This is a genomic window from Bradyrhizobium sp. GW821-FHT12B03, from assembly GCF_058807535.1.
This window is the reverse complement of the sequence record NZ_JBXAQU010000001.1, coordinates 280136-299004: the sequence shown is the minus strand read 5'-3', so window position 1 is coordinate 299004 and position 18869 is coordinate 280136. Positions and strand designations below refer to the sequence as shown.

The window sequence follows — 18869 nt, the reverse complement described above, 5'->3', positions numbered from 1 at the left end:
TCGCGCCCCTCGGGACGTTGAAGTCCAGGGGCTGGCGACGTGTGGGGCACGAAATTGACGGACGAGACGCACGCGAACCTTGATCGGCTGTTGCAAACCGGCGGCGTGAGGCTCGGCCGGGCCCAGCGCGACCGCCTGGGCTGGCTGGTCAACCAGTACGGTGCCCCGATGCTCGACGACATCATCAGCGCGGGCCGGCGGAACGGCGTCATCATCCTCAAGGAGCCGCCGAGCGGGGCAGTGGCCGAGCTGTTCTACCGCTCGCTCACTCCCGGCTGCGCTGTCGTCATTCCAACAAGCGAAAATCCCGGCTTCGATTTCCTGAAATCCAAGCTGACCGAATTCGGCACCGTCGGCCCCTGCGGCGCGGACGGTCCGCACGAGATGTGGTGGGGCGGCATCGGCTGGTCGAAATTCCTCACTGCCGCCGATGCCTCCCCCCTCCGCCCGCGGATCGTCTCCTGCCATCCGCGCGGTGGCGACGAGGCCGCGCCCCTCCGCCTGCGTCAATCGCTCGAACGCCTGCGGCTCGATTGCCATATCGAACCGATCGAGACCCAGCTCAGCGATCGCATCCTCTGCTTCGAGAAGGCGGAGTTCATGATGCGGATGTGGAACAAATATCGCGAGCCGCTGCTGTTCGTCGAGGCCGACGCCGTGCTGCGCGAGGCACCGTTGCTGCCGTCGTTCCTCGGCTGCGACGTCGCCCTGCACAAATGGAATCGCTGGGAGATGTCGGCACGCACGCTCTATCTCGGCCGTACCAAGGGGGCAGAGATGCTGCTGGAAATCTGGCAGCAACTCGCCGCGTCCTATCCTGCGATCTGGGAGGGCTATCTGCTCGACCAGGCCTGGAGCCTGACCTCGTCGCAGGTGCCACTCGACACCGTATGGCTGCCGCGGTCCTATCATGCGCTGAAGGGCGATCTCGGCGCGATGCGCGCCACGATCCTGCATGACCAGCAGACCACCACGCTGGAGCTCGGCCCCGATCCCGGCTTTGCAGGCATCGTGCGCGCGGCCCGCCGCGCCGGCCGCACCGGCGCTCGCGACGCCTTCATGGTGATGACCTCGAAAGCCGAGGCCGGCAATGGCATCGCCGTGATCCTGCGCGACATTTCGGCCAGTGACGCGGGCGCGGTTGCCGCCACCGTCGAGGCCGTGACCGGCGCCTATGCCGCCGATAGCGGCGGCTACGGCCGGCTCGAGCTATCGCTCTGCGCCTGGCAGGACGACGTCGGCGCCGCGCGGGAGGCCGCAGCACAGGCCCGCTACCGCATCCTGGAAATTGCACCGGGACAGCGCATCGCCAACGATTTCTTCGCCGCCCATGCCTCCGATGATGCGGTCATGACCGCGCGCCACCTCTTCCCCTGACGGACGATACATCATGCTCAAAACCATCATCCTGCTCACCGACACCGTGCAACAGCAGCAGCCGCTGGCCAATCTGCTCCGCGAGCACAACCGCGACCTCGCCTTCTGCTCGGCGCTGCGCGCATCGGATCTCGGCGCGATCGAGCCGGACGTGCTGAGCGAAGCACGGCTGGTGTCCTTTGCCGCCGACGTCGCCGTGCCCGAAAAATTCCTGCTCCGGCTCGGCTATGGCGCCTACAGGTTCTATGCCTCGCCGACGCAATATCCGGGCCTGCCGCCGGCGCCCGACGAGAGCGATGACGATCCGCGCTGCTACTCCGTGATCGCACAGTCGATGACGATCTGGCCCGACTTCAAGAAGGTGGTCGGCCTCGAAACCGTGACCATCCCGGACGGCACCGTTCCTGCCGAGCGCGAGCGGCTGGTGTTCTCCCGCCTTGCGCACCTGTTCTGGCAGATGTCGGGCATGATCGCCGGCGAGGCGACGGATCTCCCCGGGATCATCGGATCCAGCGAGAGCCAGCGCCCGACGCTCGCAATGATGAACTGAGCTAGCGCGCGGGCCTGCGGAGCTGCGCCGCAAGCGCATCACGGTGTTCGGGCGCCGCGATCGCGATCATGCGGCGCGCCCGCTCGCCAAGGCCGCAGCCGCGCAGCTCCGCAACGCCCCATTCGGTCACGATGGCATCGACATCGGACCGGGGTGTCGTCACCGTCTCGACGTCAGCGACGATCCGGCTGGCCCCGTCGGACGCCGTCGCCGGCAGGGCGATGATTGCCCTTCCGCCCGGAGATGCGTTGGCGCCACGCACGAAATCGAGCTGCCCACCGATTGCACCGATCGCGACACCATTCAGCGTCTCGGAATTGACGCTGCCGTCGAGCCCGACCTGAAGCGCCGAATTGATCGCGACCAGCCGGTTGATCCGCGCCAGCACGTTCTGGCCGTGCGTATAGGACGTCGGCCGCACCGCGACCGCCTTGTTCTCGTGCACGAAGCGATAGAGCCGCTGGGTCCCGATCACCTGGTTGGTGACGGTGATCCCGGCATCGATGCCCTTCTCCGCATTCGTCACCACGCCGCGCTCGATCAGGTCGACGACGGCGTCGTTGATCAGGCCGGAATGGATGCCGAGATGGCGCGCATGGGAGAGCGAGGGCAGGATCGCATCCGGAATGCGTCCGACGCCGAACTGGAGCGTGCTGCCGTCGGCGATCAGGCCCGCCGCATGAGCGGCGATGCGCCGCGAGACATCATCGAGCGGCGTCCCGGCCAATTCAACCGGCGGCCTGCGGGCCGCCACGCGAACATGGATCGGCACGTCCTGCGGCCATTCGGCGCCGAACGTAAAGGGCGCATCCGGATTGATCTCGGCGATGACGAGGCGTGCGCCGCGCGCGGCATCGATGACGTAGTCGTTGGAGAGGCTGGCGCCGAGGCGTCCTTCCAGCTCCGCGAGCTGAACCAGAACGACATCGGCCCTGTGGCGGCGCGCGGCGAAGTCGGCACAGAAGGCGCTGTAATTGCTCGGGATCACGTCGAGCCGTCCCGCTTTCGCAAGCCGCCGCGAATTGCCGATCACGCCATAGCTCTGAAAAGAGACGTTGGGCGCGCAGGCCGCGGAGAACGTCTCCGAGAAGACCGGCCCGACTGTCATACGAAACGCAGGCAGATGCTCGGCCTGCGCCATCAACGCTTCGGTCAAGGTCAACGGCTCCGCCGTCGCCTGCCCGCACACCACGAGATCGCCCTCCCGGATCAGGCCGAAATAATCGATCGTCGGGGCGTTCCCGGACATCGCAGATCCCGCCGAACTATCCGCGCGTCAGCTTAGTACGACTTGGCGAGGCCCAGCACCTTTTCCGCGATGAAGCTGAGCGCAAGCTGCGGGCTGACGGGCGCGATGCGCGGGATCAGCACTTCGCGCAGATAACGCTCGACGTGGAACTCCTTGGCATAGCCGAAGCCGCCGTGGGTCATGACCGCCTGTTCGCACGCATGGTATCCGGCTTCGCCCGCGAAATATTTCGCGGCGTTCGCGCCAGCGCCGCACGGCAAGCCCTTGTCGTACTGCCAGGCCGCCTGCATCACCATCAGCCAGGCTGCCTCGAGCTCGACCCAGTTCACCGCGAGCGGGTGCTGGATGCCCTGGTTTTTGCCGATCGGGCGATTGAAGACGACACGCGTCTTGGCGTATTCGGTCGCGCGCGCCAGCGCGAGCTTGCCGAGGCCGACGGCTTCCGCCGCGATGAGAATGCGCTCGGGGTTCATGCCCTCGAGGATGTACTGAAAGCCCTTGCCCTCTTCGCCGATGCGGTCCTCCATCGGAATCTCAAAGTCCTCGAAGAACAGCTCGTTGGAATCGACGATCTTGCGGCCCATCTTCTCGATCTCGTGGACCTTGATCTTGTTGCGGTCGAAATCGGTGTAGAACAGGCTGAGGCCATGGGTCGGCGAGCGCACCTCTTCCAGCGGCGTCGTGCGCGCCAGCAGCAGGATCTTGTGCGCGACCTGGGCGGTGGAGATCCACACCTTCTGGCCGTTGACGATGTAGCGGTCGTTCTTGGCGACCGCGCGGGTCTTGAGCTGGGTTGTGTTGAGACCGGTGTTGGGCTCGGTGACGGCAAAGCATGCCTTCTCGCGGCCCTCGACCATCGGCGGCAGCATGCGCTTGCGCTGCTCCTCGGTGCCGAACACGACGACGGGGTTGAGGCCGAACACGTTGATGTGGACCGCTGAGGCGCCGGACATGCCGGCGCCGGATTCGGCGATGGCGCGCATCATGATCGCGGCTTCGGTGATGCCGAGGCCGGAGCCGCCATATTCCTCCGGCACGCAGATACCGAGCCAGCCGGCGTCGGCCATTGCCTTGTGAAAGTCGTGCGGGAAGCCGCCGTCGTGGTCCTTCTTCAGCCAGTAGGCGTCGGGAAAGTCCTCGCAGACTTTTGCGACGGCGGCGCGAATGGCTTCCTGCTGATCGGTGAGCGCGAAATCCATGTTCTTCGATCTCCTTCTTGGGAGCCGCAAGCTCCGATCCTAGCGCCCCATCTGCGAGGGCAGCCAGAGGATGATAGACGGAAACGCCACCAAAATCGCGATCGCGATCAGGTGCGCGATGAAGTGCGGGAAGGTGCCGTGGAAGACTTCCGTCACCGGCCGCTTGGCATAGCGGGCGACGATGAAGCAGTTGAGCCCGACCGGCGGCGTGATCATGCCGACCTCGGCGGTGACGATCTTGATGACGCCGAACCAGATCGGATCGAATCCGAGCGTCTTGATCAGCGGCAGCACGATCGGCACGGTCAGCACCAGGATCGCGATCTGGTCCATGAAGGAGCCGAGCACGATGTAGCCGCACAGGATCAGCGTGATGATCACCCAGCGCGAGGTCGGCAGACTGCCGATCCAGGCGACGAGGTCTTGCGTGACGTGGGTCAGCGTGAAGAAGTAGCCGAAGATCGAGGCGCCGACGAGGATCGTCACGATCATGCAGGTGCCATGGCAGGCGCTCAGCAGCGCCTTGTAGAGCGATGAGGGCGTGACCTTGCCTTTGGCAAGGGCCAGCACCAGCGCACCCGCGGCGCCGAGAGCCGAAGCTTCCGTCGGCGTCGCGATGCCGAGATAGATGGTGCCCGTGACGAGCGCGAACAGCAAAACCATCGGCCCGACCTGCCGCAGCAGCGCGAACCGCTCCCGCCACGGCACAGGCTCGACCCGGGGCGCCCGCGACGGATCCTGCCAGACCAGGAAATAGATCGTCGCCATGATCGTTGCCGTCACGAGCACGGCCGGGATGATGCCGCCGATCAGCAATTTCCCGATGTTCACTTCGGCGAGCAGGCCGAAGATCACCAGCGCCACGCTGGGCGGGATCAGCATGGCCAGCGTTCCCGAGATTGCGACGACACCCGCCGCCATCTTGGGCTCATAGCCCTGTCGGATCATCGCCGGCAGGCTCGTCGAGGATAGCGTCGCGGCGGACGCCGTCGAGGTGCCGCAGATCGCACCAAAGCCCGCGCCGGCGAGCGCCGTCGCCATGCCGAGCCCACCGGGAATCCGGCCAACCCATGCCGACGTTGCCTTGAACATATCGTCGGCGACGCCTGACAGAAGCACGAGATCCGCCATCAGCAGGAACATGGGGATGGTGATCAATTCGTAGGACGAAACCGTCGAAAGCGGCGCCGTCTGGAGAATGCCGAACAGCGTGCCGGTGCCGCCCACCATCAGGAGGCCGATCGAGCCGGCGAATCCCATGGCGAAGCCGACCGGCGTGCCGATGGCCAGCAGGAGAAAAAGCAGTCCAAGTACAAGGATGACCGTCATCGACGCCGCCGTTATTCGAAGGAGTGGGATTCGCCGGTCTCGTTCACAGGCGGCAAGGGAAAGAGATCGCGCCCGGAGATGAGGCTGAGCACATTACCGAGGAGTTGCAGCGCCAGCCGCAGCACGAGCACGCCGCAACCGAACGGCACCAGCGCGGCCGAAATCCAGGTCGGCCACGGGATGGCACCGGCGAGCACGTCGTGCTGCTCGTAATTCTCCAGCGCGCGTTCGAACCCGACCTTGCAGATCAGGACGAAGACGAAGAGTCCGGTGAGCGCGGTGACCACCTCTGAAAGCCGCCGGCCCGCCGGCGGGAGGCGCGACACCAGGATGTCCACGCCAACATGCGCATGCACGCGCAAGGTATCCGACAGTGTCAGGAAGAACACGCCGGCCAGGAGATAGAGCCCGATCAGGTCGTAGGTAAAGGAGAACGGGCTGTTCAGGACGTAACGCATGAACACGTCGGCCACCACCAGCATCATGATCGCAAAGAGAGAGACCGCCGCGACCACCGTCAGCGCACGCTCCAACGCGCCGAGCACATCCGTTACCCGCTTGATCATCTCGGCGTCTCCCTTTCCGCTGCGATCGTGCAGCGCTACTTCGCGCCGCCGGCAAGCAAGCCCTCGAACTCCTTGAGCGTCGCGGAGGCCTGCTTGCCGCGGCCATCCAGCCCGGCCGCCCATTCCTGCGCGACACTCTTGAGCTTTTCCTTCATTTCCGCGCGCGTGGCATCCGGAAGAGCCGTGAAGCCGATGCCCTCGTCCTTCATCTTCTGCCGCGTGAGGTCCTGCTCCCTGTCAACGTCGGCACACGCCTTCGGAGTGATCGCTTCCGACGCCCCGTCCATCACCTTCTTCACGTCCTCGGGCAGCTTGTCCCAGACCGATTGATTGATCGAGTAGGCGACGATGAAGCTGCCGAAGCTGACGCCTTCGGTCGCGTGCTTGACCAGCTTGTCCAGACCATAGGCCACGACGCTGTCCATCGGGAACAGCAGCCCGTCCATGGTGCCGCGCGACAGCGACTCATAGGCATCCGGCGCGGCCATGCGCACCGGTACCGCGCCGAGCGTGCGCACCGTCAGATCCTGCGCGCCGCCGGTGGTGCGCAGTTTCAATCCCTGCATGTCCTTGATCGTCTCGACCTTTTGCTTGGCGGTCCACACCTGATAGGGCGGCAGCGCCACGGCCATCAGCAGCCTGATCTTGTTGGGCGCATATTCCTGCTTGGCCAGGATGCCTTCCCGGGCGGTCTTCCAATAGGCGAGCGTGCCCTGGCAACTCGTCTGGAACGCTCCCGGCAGTTGCGCGACCTCGGAGAGCGGCATCTTGTCGGAGACGTAGGACGGCCCGATGTAGCCGATGTCGACCACGCCCGACTGGGTCAGCCGCAGCATGTCGGCGGCCTTGCCGATCTGCTGGTTCGGATAATGGGTGAAGGTCACCGCGCCGTTGGTCCGCTTGGTGACATCGTCCATCCAGGGCTTGAGCATCAGACGAACGAGATAGTGATCGGCAGGGAAGCTATCGGCGACCTTCAGCTCCAGCGCCCGCGCCGACAGCGTCGAAACCGGCAGCGAGAGCGCGAGCGCCGCGGCAGCCCAGACCGTGTTCTTCTTCATCTGCTTCTCCTTGACGCGTCCCACGCCGAAGGCGGCAGCCCATTGCTGCGACACCGTCCGGCCTCACTCCAATTCTTGCTTGAGGAAAATGTACATATATGTGAATTTATCTGTCAAGTATATGAACTATGCATGGCGCCATGCAACCGATGACCGCTGCCTCGAATTGACAGGCGCGATTTCTGAACTCTAACTCCACCTATATGAATTCATCCCCTGAGGCCCCATGGGACCGCTTGCCGGCTTCACCATTCTCGACCTGACCTCCGTGCTGATGGGGCCCTATGGCACCCAGGTGCTGGCGGACATGGGCGCTGACATCATCAAGGTCGAAAGCCCCGAGGGCGACATCGTTCGCCAGATCGGTCCCGGCCGCACGCCCGGCATGGGCGGGATGTTTCTCAACGCCAATCGCGGCAAGCGCAGCATCGTCCTCGACCTCAAGAAGACGGAAGGCCGCGACACGCTGCTGCGGCTCGCCAAGTGCGCCAATGCGCTCGTCTATAATGTGCGCCCGCAGGCGATGGCGCGGCTCGGCCTCGACTACGAGACGCTGGCCGCGATCAATCCCGCCCTCGTCTATGTCGGCGCGTTCGGCTACGGCCAGTCCGGCCCCTACGCCGCAAAGCCCGCCTATGACGACCTGATCCAGGGCGCGGCCACCATTCCGACGCTGCTCGCGGCCGCCGGCGACGGCACGCCGCGCTATGTCCCAGTGACCATCGCCGACCGCATCGTCGGGCTGATGATGGTCAACGCCATCATGGGCGGGCTGATGCACCAGCAGCGCACCGGCCAAGGTCAGCGCATCGATGTGCCGATGTTCGAATCGATGACCGAGTTCGTGCTGGTCGATCATTTGGGCGGACTTACCTACGATCCGCCGCTCGACCATGGCGGCTATGTCCGCCTGCTCTCACGCTACCGAAAACCCTACAAGACCAGCGACGGCTATCTCTGCGTCCTCATCTACAACGACAAGCACTGGCGCAGCTTCTTCGAGGCGATCGGCCGGCCGGAATTCCTGCAGCAGCCGCGCTTCGCCAACCACGCGTCACGCACGAAACATATCGACGAGATCTATGAGGAGATCGGCCACATCTTCCTCACACGCACCACTGCAGACTGGCGCGAGCTGCTGGAGCGTGCGGACATTCCGGTGATGCCGATGCACACCCTGGAGACGATTCTGGACGATCCGCATCTCCAGGCGATCGACTTCTTCAGGACGGTCGACCATCCCGTGGAGGGCCGCATCCGTCAAATGCGCGTCCCCTCGACCTGGAGCGTAACCCAGCCGGAACCCGCCGGGCCCGCACCGACGCTCGGCCAGCACGGCCGCGACATTTTGAACGAGGCCGGCTTCTCGACCGCCGAGATCGAAGCGCTCGTGCAGCAGGAAGCAGTTCACCTGGCAGCACCGCCTTAGGCGCGGATGCGGGCCAGAATCGCAACGACAGGGAGGAAACCGCGATGGCCGGACTTTATTTCGAGGACTTTTCCGTCGGCCAGGAGTTCAGGCATCCGCTGACCCGGACCGTGACGGAGATGGACAACACCATGTTCAGCCTGCTGACTCTCAATCCGCAGCCGCTGCACATCGACGCGCATTTCGCCGAAAAGACCGAGTTCGGCCAGCGCATTTTCAACAGCCTTTACACCCTCGGCATCATGATCGGCATGACGGTCTATGATACGACCATGGGCACCACCGTCGCCAATCTCGGCATGACCGACGTCACCTTTCCAAAACCGGTCTTCCATGGCGACACCTTGCGGGCGACGACCAAGGTGCTGTCGTTACGGGAATCCAAATCGCGCCCCAGAGCGGGCATCGTCGAGTTCGAACACCACGCCCTGAACCAGAACGACGAGATCGTCGGTAAATGCCGCCGCATGGCGATGATGCACAAGAGGCCGGTCTGATGCGTTCGATGCTGTTCGTGCCGGGCGATTCCCCGCGCAAATTCGAGAAGGCGAGCGAGGGCAACGCCGACGCGTTGATCATCGATCTCGAGGATTCCGTCGTCACCGAGAAGAAGCCGGAGGCGCGCGGGTTGACTCTGGCGATGCTGAAGGGCTCTCGCGGCCCGCACCAGCTCTATGTCCGCGTCAACGCGCTCGACACCGGCATGACACTGACTGATCTTGCCGCGGTGATGCCGGGCAGGCCGGACGGCATCGTGCTGCCGAAATCGCAAGGCGGCGACGATGTGCGGCAGGTCGCGACCTGGCTCGAAGCACTTGAGGCGGCGGCCGGCATCACGGTCGGCGCAACGCGCATCGTCTGCGTCGCGACGGAGACCGCCAGCTCGATCTTCGGGCTCGGCAGCTACAAGGGCTGCACCCCCCGCCTCGCCGGATTGATGTGGGGCGCGGAGGATCTCTCGGCGTCGCTCGGCGCGACCGAGAAGGCATCGGGCGGCGTGTTCCACAGCCCGTATCGTCTCGCGCGCGATCTCTGCCTGATGGCGGCGGCCGCAGCGGAAGTGGCGCCGATCGACACCGTCTATACCGACATCGATAATCTCGCGGGCCTCGAGCAGGAAACGCGCGCCGCGCGTCGCGACGGGTTTTCGGCGAAGGCGCTGATCCATCCAAAACATGTCGATGTCGTCAACGCGGCGTTCGAGCCGACGGAAGCCGAGCGCACATGGGCGGAGAAGGTGATCGCGGCGTTCGCGAGCAATCCAAATTCCGGCACGCTGCGGCTCGACGGCCAGATGATCGACAAGCCGCATCTTCGCGCCGCGAAGAAGATCCTCGGCCAGCCGTAGATCGAGGGCAACGCGTCGCGACAGACGGGATCGGATCATGATCGTTCGCCAAGCCGCAAACGTCCTGGAGATCATGGAATTCTTCGCCCAGGCGAGGAAGCCGGCGACGCTTGCGGAGATCGCCGATCATTTCGGCTGGCCGCGCTCGTCGACCTTCAACCTGCTCGCGACGCTCTCGGAGAAGGGCTACCTCTATGAGCCGCGGCCGCGCGCCGGCTTTTATCCGACGCCGCGCTGGCTGGCGATGGCGCGGATGATCTCTGAGGTCGAGCCGCTGCCGCCATGGACGCACACGCTGATCGCCGATCTCTCCGCCGAGACCGGCGAGACCGCATCGATCGTGGCGCCGGCCGGCGTGATGGCGGTGTTCATCGACGTCGTCGAGTCCCAGGCGCCGATCCGCTATTTCGCGACCATCGGCCATCGCGTGCCGATCCACGCCACCGCCAGCGGCCGCGCGCTGCTGCTGCAATATTCGCAGGAGGAGCGCGACTCCGTCTATCGCAAGATCGAGTTCAAGCAATACGGCCCCTCGACGCCGATCAGCATCGAGGCGGTCGAGACCGAGCTGCGCAACTCGATCGCGCGCGGCTACTGCCAGAGCTTTGGCGACTACAGCCGCGATCTCGCGGGCGCTGCGATCCCGCTGCCGATCGGCGACCGCAGGCTGTCCGTCGTTGTGGCGGGGCCGGAGTTCCGCATTGGGCCGAAGGTGGCCGAGGTGGCCACGCTGATCGCCCGGACGGTCGATCGATTGCGCCCGAAGGCCGCCGCCTGACGCGAAACTACGGCGCGACTTTGTCGCTGGTAAATCCATTGCCATCCAGCGCGCGGCGAACCGTGCCGTCTGCCTTGGCCTCATCGAGGAAATGCGCGGCCCAGACCTTTGCTGCAGCCTTGCCCTTGGGGACGACCACGACCACACCGGTCGACTGGATCACCTCGTCCAGCATCTTCGTCCCCGGCAGTTTGCGCGACAGATCCTCAAGCGCGCCCATGCCCATCGCGAGCGCATCCAGCTCGCCCCTGCCGATCAGCTCGGCCGCCTCTTCCGGCTTCACGAATTTCGTCAGCCTGGCCTGCTTCAGCGATTTCTCGACCGTGCGCGACGTCGATGTCCCCTCGATGCAACCGACCCGCATGCCGGTGCGATCGACATCCGCGACGGAACGGATGTCCGATCCGGCGCGGATGAGATAGCCGCTCATATAGGCGACGTAAGCCGGGCCCTGGTCCACGAACGCCTCGCGCTTGACGTCCGCCGGCATGAAAGAGAGATCCCAGACGTCCTTGCCGCTGGCGGCCGCGATCTCGTCGGAGCTCTGGTACTCGACGAGTTGAAGCGGAACATGCAGCTTGTCCGCGGCAGCCCTGGCGAGTTCGACGGTGACGCCGCGCGGTTTTCCAGTCGAGGGATCGCGCGTCGTCCAGAACGCCGAAGCGGCGGGGCCGACGGCGACCGCCACGCGCAAGGTGCCCGAAGGCGCGATATCGCTCGGGCCTTCGGCCATTGCGCCGGCGATGGCAAACGCAAGGCTCAACGTGGCGATCACGGCATGCCGCAACATGTTGCACCTCCGAGCACAGAACTACTCTGGGATCGATCAGACGATCTTGATCGACATATCCGGCAAGCCATCGAGCTTGCACAGCAGCACATCGCCCTTGACCACCGGGCCGACATTCTCGGGCGTGCCGGAATAGATGATGTCGCCGGCCTTCAACTCGAAGGCTTCCGAGAGCTTCGCGATCTGCTCGGCGACGCTCCAGATCATCTTGCTGAGATCCGAGCTTTGCTTGACCGTGCCGTTGATCGCGAGCGAGATCGCGCCCTTCTCGAAATGGCCGGTCTTGCTGGCCGGGTGGATCGGGCCGATCACCGCGGCGTGGTCAAAGCTCTTGCCGATCTCCCAGGGCTTCTTCTCCGCGGCCATGCCGTTCTGGAGGTCGCGCCGGGTCATGTCGAGGCCGAGCGCGTAGCCATAGACGTGCTCGAGCGCCTTGTCCGCCGGGATGTTGGTGCCGCCGGATTTCAACGCGGCGACCAGCTCGACCTCGTGATGATAGTTCTTGGTCAACGACGGATAGGGATGGTCGGCGACCTCGCCGACCGCGACGTTCTGGATCGCGTCGGTCGGCTTCTGGAAGAAGAACGGCGGCTCGCGATTCGGATCCGAGCCGCGCTCGATCGCATGCGCCGCATAGTTGCGCCCGATGCAGTAGATTCGGCGGACCTGGAACACCTGGCTCTCGCCGACGATCGGGATCACGATCATCGGCACCGGGAAGATCGGCTTTGGTGCGGCCTGCGCCGAGGCCGGCGCCACCTCGGTGAGGCCCGCCGCGGTCATCGCGGCTGCGGCCGTAAGCACGTCACGTCGAGAGGTCTTTCTCATGATCTTGTTCCCTGGCTTGGGCACTCGTTTCCTGTGTGGCTATTCTTAGGGCGAAACACTCAATGCGCCAATGGATCTGGCCGCATCTGCACCTTGTAGACTTTAGGCGAAGCCTCCTTGCCGCCCTCGCCGTGGAAGCTCGCGCGCGTTCCCGTCGTGCTCCACAGGCCGCGGCCTTTCCAGCCGGTATTGGGGTCGTCGATCCGGCCGTCGACATTCTTGGTGAAGAAGCCGAGCGGATACGGATTGCGCAGGTTCACCAGTTCGCCATTGACCAGCGCGAGCAGCGACTCGCTGCCATTGGCACTTGCGATCGGCACATTAGCGCCGAGACCGAACGTGTTGTAGCGGTCGACCCAGACGTAATAGGCGTGGTTGGCACTGCCGTTGGCGTTCAGTCCCCTGAACTGTGGTCCCGGCATGCGCCAGGTTTTCCAGCCTTCCGGACATTGCTTGCCATCGGCTGTCGCCGGTCCGTTCAGCGGCCCCTTGCAGAGCTTGCGATCGAAGCTCGCGAGGTGTCCGCTGGACAGCACCGTCCACACCACGCCGTCCAGCCCGATGTCGAGCCCGCGCGGACCGAACGTGCCTTCCGGCGGTTGATACACTTCGGACAGCGCAGTGTTGGCGGGATCAGGCCCGGGCATCACGCGGACGATGTAGCCGGGCTGATCGATGCGGGAGAAGCCGCGATCCATCGCCTGGCCCCAGATCGCATCATCAACCGGGCTCGGCATGATGCCGTAGAACGATGCGGCGATGCGCTTGTCCTTGGCCGGATCGACCGGGTCCTTGTGCTCGACATAGGCATCGCGCTTGCCATTGCCATTGGTGTCGATGATCAGCGGCGTCCAGCCCTGCGATTTCACGTCGTCCAGGGTTTCGCGATACTGCTTGGTGTTGAGCCAGCCGACCAGACCGCCGCCGAGCCCGGGACCGCCGGAGCTGGTCCATAGCGTCTGGTTGGCGTCATCGTCGAAATAGAGGTGATGGGTCGTGAAGCAGGTGTTGATCAGATCCCATTTTCCGGTCGCGGGATCGAAGCGCGACAATTGACGCAAGGACGTCGCCTGCGGCGCCACCTTCGCCGAGGCAAGATCCGAGCCCTGCTTGCAGTAATCAGGATTGGCGGGCGGGCGCAGGCGGGCCGTGAACCAGACCTTGCCCTGCTCGTCCATCATGACGTTGTGAATACTGGTGTGGCCATCCCAGATCGGCTCATCGCCCCAATAGGCCGACGGTCCACGCGGCGCATCGGTCGACGATGGCGTGTTCGGATCGAGATAGGGATGCTTGATGGTACCGGCGACGTTCTTCACGGGATCGAGCGTCGGCACGAGGTCCGAGCTCTCTTCCGACGACCCATAGATCAAGCCGTTGGCGTTGACACGCGGGTTGCGCTTGTCGGTCGAGATCGCGTCGTGCTGATAGCGCGTCGGCGCCGCCCAGTCCCACATCGTGAAAACGACGTTGCGTTCGATGCCCTTGGGCCGTTCCGGCTTGGAGAACGGCAATTCGCCGGTCGCGATCCGGTCGGTCCATTTCGAGAAGAGGTCATAGACCTTCTCCGGCCCCATGCTGGCGAGCACCGTCGCCATGTATTCCTGGGCTTGCCCGGCCTGGGTGCGGACTGCCCAGGCGGTGTGGGAGTCGTAGCCGTCGGTGAACACCTTCGGAACTTCGCGAATGCCCCGTGTCCCGAGCGCATGGCAGGACTGGCACATGTTCTTGACCGTATCGACCCATTGCGCCTGCGACTTCATGGTCTCGGGCATCTTGTTGCCCTTGTCGCCGGTGCCTGGAAATTCCTCCGGCCTGGGGATGTCGAGCATCGAATACCAGTACATGCCCGGGTAGTTCTGTGCGTCCTCTTTCGGTGAGGCGGTAGCGGCCCTGAAATCCACCACCTTGCCGGGACGAATGTCCTGCTGCGGGGTGTCCTGCAAGCCATAGCCGCGCACCCAGACCTTGTAACTGGCTGCGGGAAGATCGGGGATGACGAACCGACCCTGATCGTCGGTCACCACCACCTTGGCGTATTTGGTCGGCAGGTCCTTCGTCTCGGCAATCACCCAGACCCCGGCCTCCGCGCCCTTGTCGCTGATCACTTGTCCGCCGATATCGTTGGCGGATATCTCGACAGTCGCCGCCATCGCGGCGCCGGCGTGCCACAGCGCGATCGCGCCGAGACAGCCAGCCAGCATTCGCCCTAAGCTCATCGTTCCTCCCCGTTCGTTTATGTTTCGTCCGAGCCTCTTGATGGGCCTAATCGGACTCGTTTCTCACGTCTTCAGTCGATCGAAAAACTCCCGAACTTTTCGCGCGCAGACGTCCGGGTCCGTGGCGGCAACGTGATAGGAATCGCCCGGCAGCACTTCCAGCTTCGAGCCTGGAATCGTCTCCTGCCATGCCTTCACGGAGGCGACGTCGCCGAGCCCCGAGCCGGTGGTGGTGATCACCAGCGCCGGGCGCTTGATGGACGGAAGCTCGCCGGTGACGTCGACCGTCGGCACCATCTGAAGGAACGCCTCCAGCGTCGAAGCCTTGGTCTTCGACATCAGAGCGATCCACCAATCCAGCGCCGCCGGCGGCAGCGAGGAGCCGAGACGGCCGGCGGTTGTCTCGCGCACCCAGGGCTCAACGCCGTGCTCGCGGATCTGCTTGCGCCAGGTCGGCGCCCGCTCGTTGAACGAGGTGAGAGAGGCCGGCGCACCGACCGCGGCAACTGCGATCACGCGATCCGGGTGCTTGGCTGTGAGGTGCATCGCCAGCGTGCCGCCAATCTTGCCGCCGACCAGGAAGATACGGTCGAGCTTCAGCGCATCGAGCATCCGAATGATGTCGTCGCCGAGGCCCGCGAAACGATAGACATAGTCGCCCTGCATCGGCGTCGAATCACCGTAGCCGCGCAGATCGGGCCGCACCACCAGATGATGCGTGGCGAAATACGGCACCCAGCGCCGGAACGCCTCGCCGCTTTCGGCGAGACCATGCAGCATCACGACCGGCGGCTTGGTGTCCCATGGCAGCAGATAATCGTCGATGCGAACCGCAAGCCCGCAATCGTCGCTGACACCGATCTTCCGCAGTTCGCTAGCCATCAGATACACCTCGTTCCACCGCCATCGACATTGATGCAGGTACCAGTAATGAAGGATGCGCGGTCTGAACAGAGGAACGCGACGAGGCCAGACACCTCGTGCGGCTGCCCGACGCGGCCGAGCGGCACCGAGGCAATCGCCGCGGCATTGGTCGCGCCCTGATCCTGCCCCGCAATCGCCGCGCCCTGCGAGATCAGGCTGTCCCAGCGATCGGTCTGCACCGGTCCGGGATTGACGCCTGTCACCAGCACATTGTCGGGCGCGCATTCCTCTGCCAGCGCCAGCGTGAAGTTCAACAGCGCCGCATTGACGGCGCCGCCCGCCATATAGGCCGCGCGCGGCTGGTGGCCGCTGCGGCCGATGATGTTGATGACGCGGCCCCAGCGCCGGTCGCGCATCTCCGGCAGGACGTCGCGGGCGCAGCGCATGTAGCCGAGCAGCTTCAGCTCGATCGACTTGGCCCAAATCGCGTCCGGCGTCTCCGCGATCCGGCCCATCGGCGAAGCACCGGCATTGTTGACGAGGATGTCGATGCGGCCGAAGGCGTCGCGCGCGGTCGCCATCGCACGGGCGATGTCGTCGGGTCTGGTCATGTCGCCGGCGCAGGCGATCACGCGCCGGCCGGTATCCCGTGACATCTCCGTGGCAGCCGCGGCAAGACGTTCTGCGTCCCTCGCGACGATGACGACATGCGCCTGCTCGCGCGCAAGCTCGGCGGCGATGGCGCGGCCGATGCCGATACTGCCGCCGGTGACGACGGCAACCTTGCCGCCCAGATTGAGATCCATGACGCTCCCTTAATCCACGGTGGCGCCCGAGGCCTTGACGAGCTTGCCCCACTTTGCGGTTTCGCCCGTCATGAACTGCCCGAATGCGTCGCCGAAAACCGTACCCGGCTCAGCCCCAAGCTCGGCGAGGCGCTTCTTCACGTCCGGCATCTTCAAAATGGTCTCGAGTTCGCCGCTCAGCTTGGCAAGCGCGGGAGCAGGCGTCTTCGCCGGCGCCACCAGTCCGAACCAGGATGAGGCTTCGAAGCCCGGAATGGTCTCGGCCACCGTCGGCACGTCGGGCAGCGCATCGGCGCGCTTGGCGCCGGCAACTGCGATCGCATTGATGGCCTTGCCCTGCACCTGTGGCAGCACTGCGGGCATGTTGTCGAACATGAACGGGATTTGCCCGGCGAGCAGATCGTTCATCGCCGGCGCCGCGCCACGATAGGGCACGTGGACGATGTCGATGCCGGCCATGCTCTTGAGCAGTTCGCCGGCGAGATGATTGGTCGAACCCATGCCGGACGAGCCGAAATTCAGCGTGCCGGGCTTGGCCTTGGCCAGCGCGATCAGCTCGCCGACGTTCTTCGCCTGCACCGACGGATTGACGACCAGCACGATCGGGACCGAGGCGATCAGCGCCACCGGGGCAAAGGCCTTGGCGGGATCGAACGGCAGCTTCTTGTAGAGGGAGCCATTGATCGTGAGCGGAGGCGGTGCAGTCAAAAGCAGCGTATAGCCGTCGGCCTCTGCGCTGGCGACTGTCTCGGCGCCGATATTGCCGCCGGCACCGCCGCGGTTTTCCACGAGGAAAGTCTGGCCGTTCCGTTCGGTCAGCTTCTGGGCGACGATGCGCGCGATGATGTCGTTGGAGCCGCCGGCCGGGAACGGCACGATGATCTTGACGGGGCGGGACGGGTAGTCCTGCGCGAACGCTGGACCGGACAGCAGGATCGCGCCGCAGGCGGCAAGGACCCAGCGGCGGCAGTAGCGGTACATCAGGCGTTTCCTCCCTTTTTATTTATTGTTGATCGCCTGAAATTCAGGTGGTCATCAACGGCGTCAGCTTGCCGATATCGTCGATCCTCTCGAGATTGCGGATCTGCTCGATCAGCTTTTCCGACTTCTCGGCGCCCAGCACCGGCGCGATCAGGTCGCGGGTCTTCGCCGCCACTGCGTCCGAATTCAGCGGATTCTCCTTGGTGCCCGGCGGATATTTGGTGAAGTGCTCCACCTTCTTGCCATCGATCAATGTCACCTCGACGACGGCGCCGCGCGGCGCAGCCGGGTCCATCAGCGCCTTGTCGCCGGCCAGCGTCACCTTGGCGCGCTGTTCCAGGATTTTTGGATCGTGCATCAGCGCGACATCGTGGCTGTCGTTGAAGGAGACGGCGCCCTTGACCAGCGCGACCGCCACGAGGTGCTGGCAATTGACGTCAGGCATCGCGCTCTCGCCCACAATCCCCATCGCATCGGTCGGCAGCTTGACCAGGATGCTACGGACGTTATCTGGCGTGAGGCTGTGCTGCTTGCGCAGCGTCAGCGTCGCATCCAGCGGCGACTGGATGGGATAGCCGACCGAAAAGGTCTTGATCGCGGTCTCGGTGACGTAGAAGCGGCTGCCGAGATCCTTCACCATCTCTTCCGGCTTCGGGTCGGTCGAGAGCGCGATGAAGAGATTATGCGTGCCGTCGAGCACGTCGTCGACGCCGGTCAGGCCGTTCTTGACCATGTCGACCGCCATCACGCCGTTGCGGGCGCCCATGCCCGCGAAGTCGAACGCCTTCTCGATATGGTCGTGGTCCTTCACCCAGCTCCAGAGGCCGGAAACCTGCTGCGACGAATAGGAGATCGCATAACGCATCCCCTTCTCGTCGAGCCGTGCCAATGACGCCGCGGCGCCAAGCGCGCCGAAGGTCGAGGACGTTCCCTCGGCACTGCGATGCGTGCCGCGGACGAGATCCGGGCCCAGCGCCATCAACAGGCGGCAGGTCAGGTCATAGCCGAGCGCGACGGCCCGAATGACGTCCTGTCCGCTGCGGTGCTCCCGCTCGCCGAACGCCAACGCTGCGGGGACCACGGAGCATCCGGGATGCGCCTTGGTGACCGGCTCGAAATCGTCGGTCTCGTCGGCATGCGCGCACATCGCATTGGCCAGCGCCGCGTTCACCGCCGTGGTGCGGAAGTTGGAGCCGACGACGGACGCCTGCGCGTCGCCGCCGAGCGTACGGACATATTTCAGCGCCATCTCGCCCGGCCTCATGCGCGCGCCCGATACCATCGCACCAAGCGTGTCGAGGATGCGGTGCTTGCATTCGAGCAGCACCTTTTCCGGCAGCTCCTGGTCGCGGGCGGCGACCATGTAGCGGGCAAGCCGTTCGGTGACGCCAGGGCCGGCAGCGTGGGCCGTGCGGCCCCCGGTGGCAGCCAGAGCGGCGATCGAGCCCGCGGATTGGAGGAAACGACGGCGTGAGGGCATTCCAATTGACTCCAG

General features: G+C 64.8%; 17 protein-coding genes and 1 pseudogene. 6 read left to right on the top strand and 12 right to left on the bottom strand.

Going from position 1 to position 18869, the window contains the following annotated elements:
* Positions 1–54 precede the first annotated feature (54 nt).
* Together AC1RUR_RS01530 and AC1RUR_RS01525 are read left to right on the top strand one after the other, a co-directional pair.
* Complete coding sequence (locus AC1RUR_RS01530; protein ID WP_492840633.1) at positions 55–1377, top strand: hypothetical protein; 1323 nt, start codon at positions 55–57, stop codon at positions 1375–1377.
* 13 nt (positions 1378–1390) lie between these two features.
* On the top strand, positions 1391–1927 hold the full coding sequence (locus tag AC1RUR_RS01525; RefSeq protein WP_492840632.1) for a hypothetical protein: 537 nt from the start codon (positions 1391–1393) through the stop codon (positions 1925–1927).
* A gap of 1 nt (position 1928) precedes the next feature.
* Here the strand turns inward: AC1RUR_RS01525 and AC1RUR_RS01520 are convergent, their stop codons facing one another.
* From AC1RUR_RS01520 to AC1RUR_RS01500, 5 genes are read right to left on the bottom strand one after another with little or no spacing between them, the layout of a single operon-like run.
* The gene (locus AC1RUR_RS01520) at positions 1929–3176 is read right to left on the bottom strand and encodes an acetyl-CoA hydrolase/transferase family protein (protein WP_492840630.1); all 1248 of its coding nucleotides are present in this window, start codon (positions 3174–3176) and stop codon (positions 1929–1931) included.
* Between the two features lie 32 nt (positions 3177–3208).
* On the bottom strand, positions 3209–4375 hold the full coding sequence (locus AC1RUR_RS01515; RefSeq protein WP_492840629.1) for an acyl-CoA dehydrogenase family protein: 1167 nt from the start codon (positions 4373–4375) through the stop codon (positions 3209–3211).
* Between the two features lie 39 nt (positions 4376–4414).
* A complete protein-coding gene (locus AC1RUR_RS01510) occupies positions 4415–5704 on the bottom strand; it encodes a TRAP transporter large permease (protein WP_492840627.1) in 1290 nt (429 codons plus the stop codon).
* Positions 5705–5715: 11 nt separating this feature from the next.
* Positions 5716–6270: a TRAP transporter small permease gene (locus AC1RUR_RS01505; RefSeq protein ID WP_492840625.1), complete on the bottom strand. Its 555-nt coding sequence runs from the start codon at positions 6268–6270 to the stop codon at positions 5716–5718.
* A gap of 35 nt (positions 6271–6305) precedes the next feature.
* On the bottom strand, positions 6306–7331 hold the full coding sequence (locus AC1RUR_RS01500) for a TRAP transporter substrate-binding protein (RefSeq protein ID WP_492841562.1): 1026 nt from the start codon (positions 7329–7331) through the stop codon (positions 6306–6308).
* Between the two features lie 226 nt (positions 7332–7557).
* Here AC1RUR_RS01500 and AC1RUR_RS01495 point away from each other — a divergent pair, with 226 nt between their 5' ends.
* From AC1RUR_RS01495 to AC1RUR_RS01480, 4 genes and pseudogenes are all read left to right on the top strand, one after another.
* Positions 7558–8760 carry a CaiB/BaiF CoA transferase family protein gene (locus tag AC1RUR_RS01495; protein ID WP_492840623.1) on the top strand — a complete coding sequence of 401 codons (1203 nt, stop codon included), beginning with the start codon at positions 7558–7560 and terminating at the stop codon, positions 8758–8760.
* 29 nt (positions 8761–8789) lie between these two features.
* A pseudogene (locus tag AC1RUR_RS01490) lies at positions 8790–9257 on the top strand (MaoC family dehydratase); the annotation flags it as partial.
* Positions 9257–10108 (top strand): HpcH/HpaI aldolase/citrate lyase family protein, encoded by an 852-nt coding sequence (locus AC1RUR_RS01485; protein ID WP_492840621.1) that lies wholly within the window; start codon positions 9257–9259, stop codon positions 10106–10108. The pseudogene AC1RUR_RS01490 and the gene AC1RUR_RS01485, both read left to right, overlap by 1 nt.
* A gap of 37 nt (positions 10109–10145) precedes the next feature.
* Positions 10146–10886 (top strand): IclR family transcriptional regulator, encoded by a 741-nt coding sequence (locus AC1RUR_RS01480; protein WP_492840619.1) that lies wholly within the window; start codon positions 10146–10148, stop codon positions 10884–10886.
* Positions 10887–10893: 7 nt separating this feature from the next.
* Here AC1RUR_RS01480 and AC1RUR_RS01475 read toward each other — a convergent pair whose 3' ends face one another.
* From AC1RUR_RS01475 to AC1RUR_RS01445, 7 genes are all read right to left on the bottom strand, one after another.
* Positions 10894–11676 carry a transporter substrate-binding domain-containing protein gene (locus AC1RUR_RS01475; RefSeq protein ID WP_492840617.1) on the bottom strand — a complete coding sequence of 261 codons (783 nt, stop codon included), beginning with the start codon at positions 11674–11676 and terminating at the stop codon, positions 10894–10896.
* Between the two features lie 36 nt (positions 11677–11712).
* A complete protein-coding gene (locus AC1RUR_RS01470; protein WP_492840616.1) occupies positions 11713–12504 on the bottom strand; it encodes a fumarylacetoacetate hydrolase family protein in 792 nt (263 codons plus the stop codon).
* Between the two features lie 59 nt (positions 12505–12563).
* A complete protein-coding gene (locus tag AC1RUR_RS01465) occupies positions 12564–14723 on the bottom strand; it encodes a carboxypeptidase-like regulatory domain-containing protein (protein ID WP_492840615.1) in 2160 nt (719 codons plus the stop codon).
* Positions 14724–14786: 63 nt separating this feature from the next.
* The gene (locus AC1RUR_RS01460; protein WP_492840613.1) at positions 14787–15605 is read right to left on the bottom strand and encodes an alpha/beta fold hydrolase; all 819 of its coding nucleotides are present in this window, start codon (positions 15603–15605) and stop codon (positions 14787–14789) included.
* Positions 15605–16393, bottom strand: coding sequence for an SDR family NAD(P)-dependent oxidoreductase (locus AC1RUR_RS01455; protein ID WP_492840612.1), 789 nt, complete (start codon positions 16391–16393; stop codon positions 15605–15607). Before AC1RUR_RS01455 ends, AC1RUR_RS01460 begins: the two co-directional genes overlap by 1 nt.
* Positions 16394–16402: 9 nt before the next feature.
* The gene (locus AC1RUR_RS01450) at positions 16403–17374 is read right to left on the bottom strand and encodes a Bug family tripartite tricarboxylate transporter substrate binding protein (protein WP_492840610.1); all 972 of its coding nucleotides are present in this window, start codon (positions 17372–17374) and stop codon (positions 16403–16405) included.
* A 43-nt stretch (positions 17375–17417) separates the two neighbouring features.
* Positions 17418–18854: an MmgE/PrpD family protein gene (locus tag AC1RUR_RS01445; RefSeq protein WP_492840608.1), complete on the bottom strand. Its 1437-nt coding sequence runs from the start codon at positions 18852–18854 to the stop codon at positions 17418–17420.
* Positions 18855–18869: the final 15 nt, after the last annotated feature.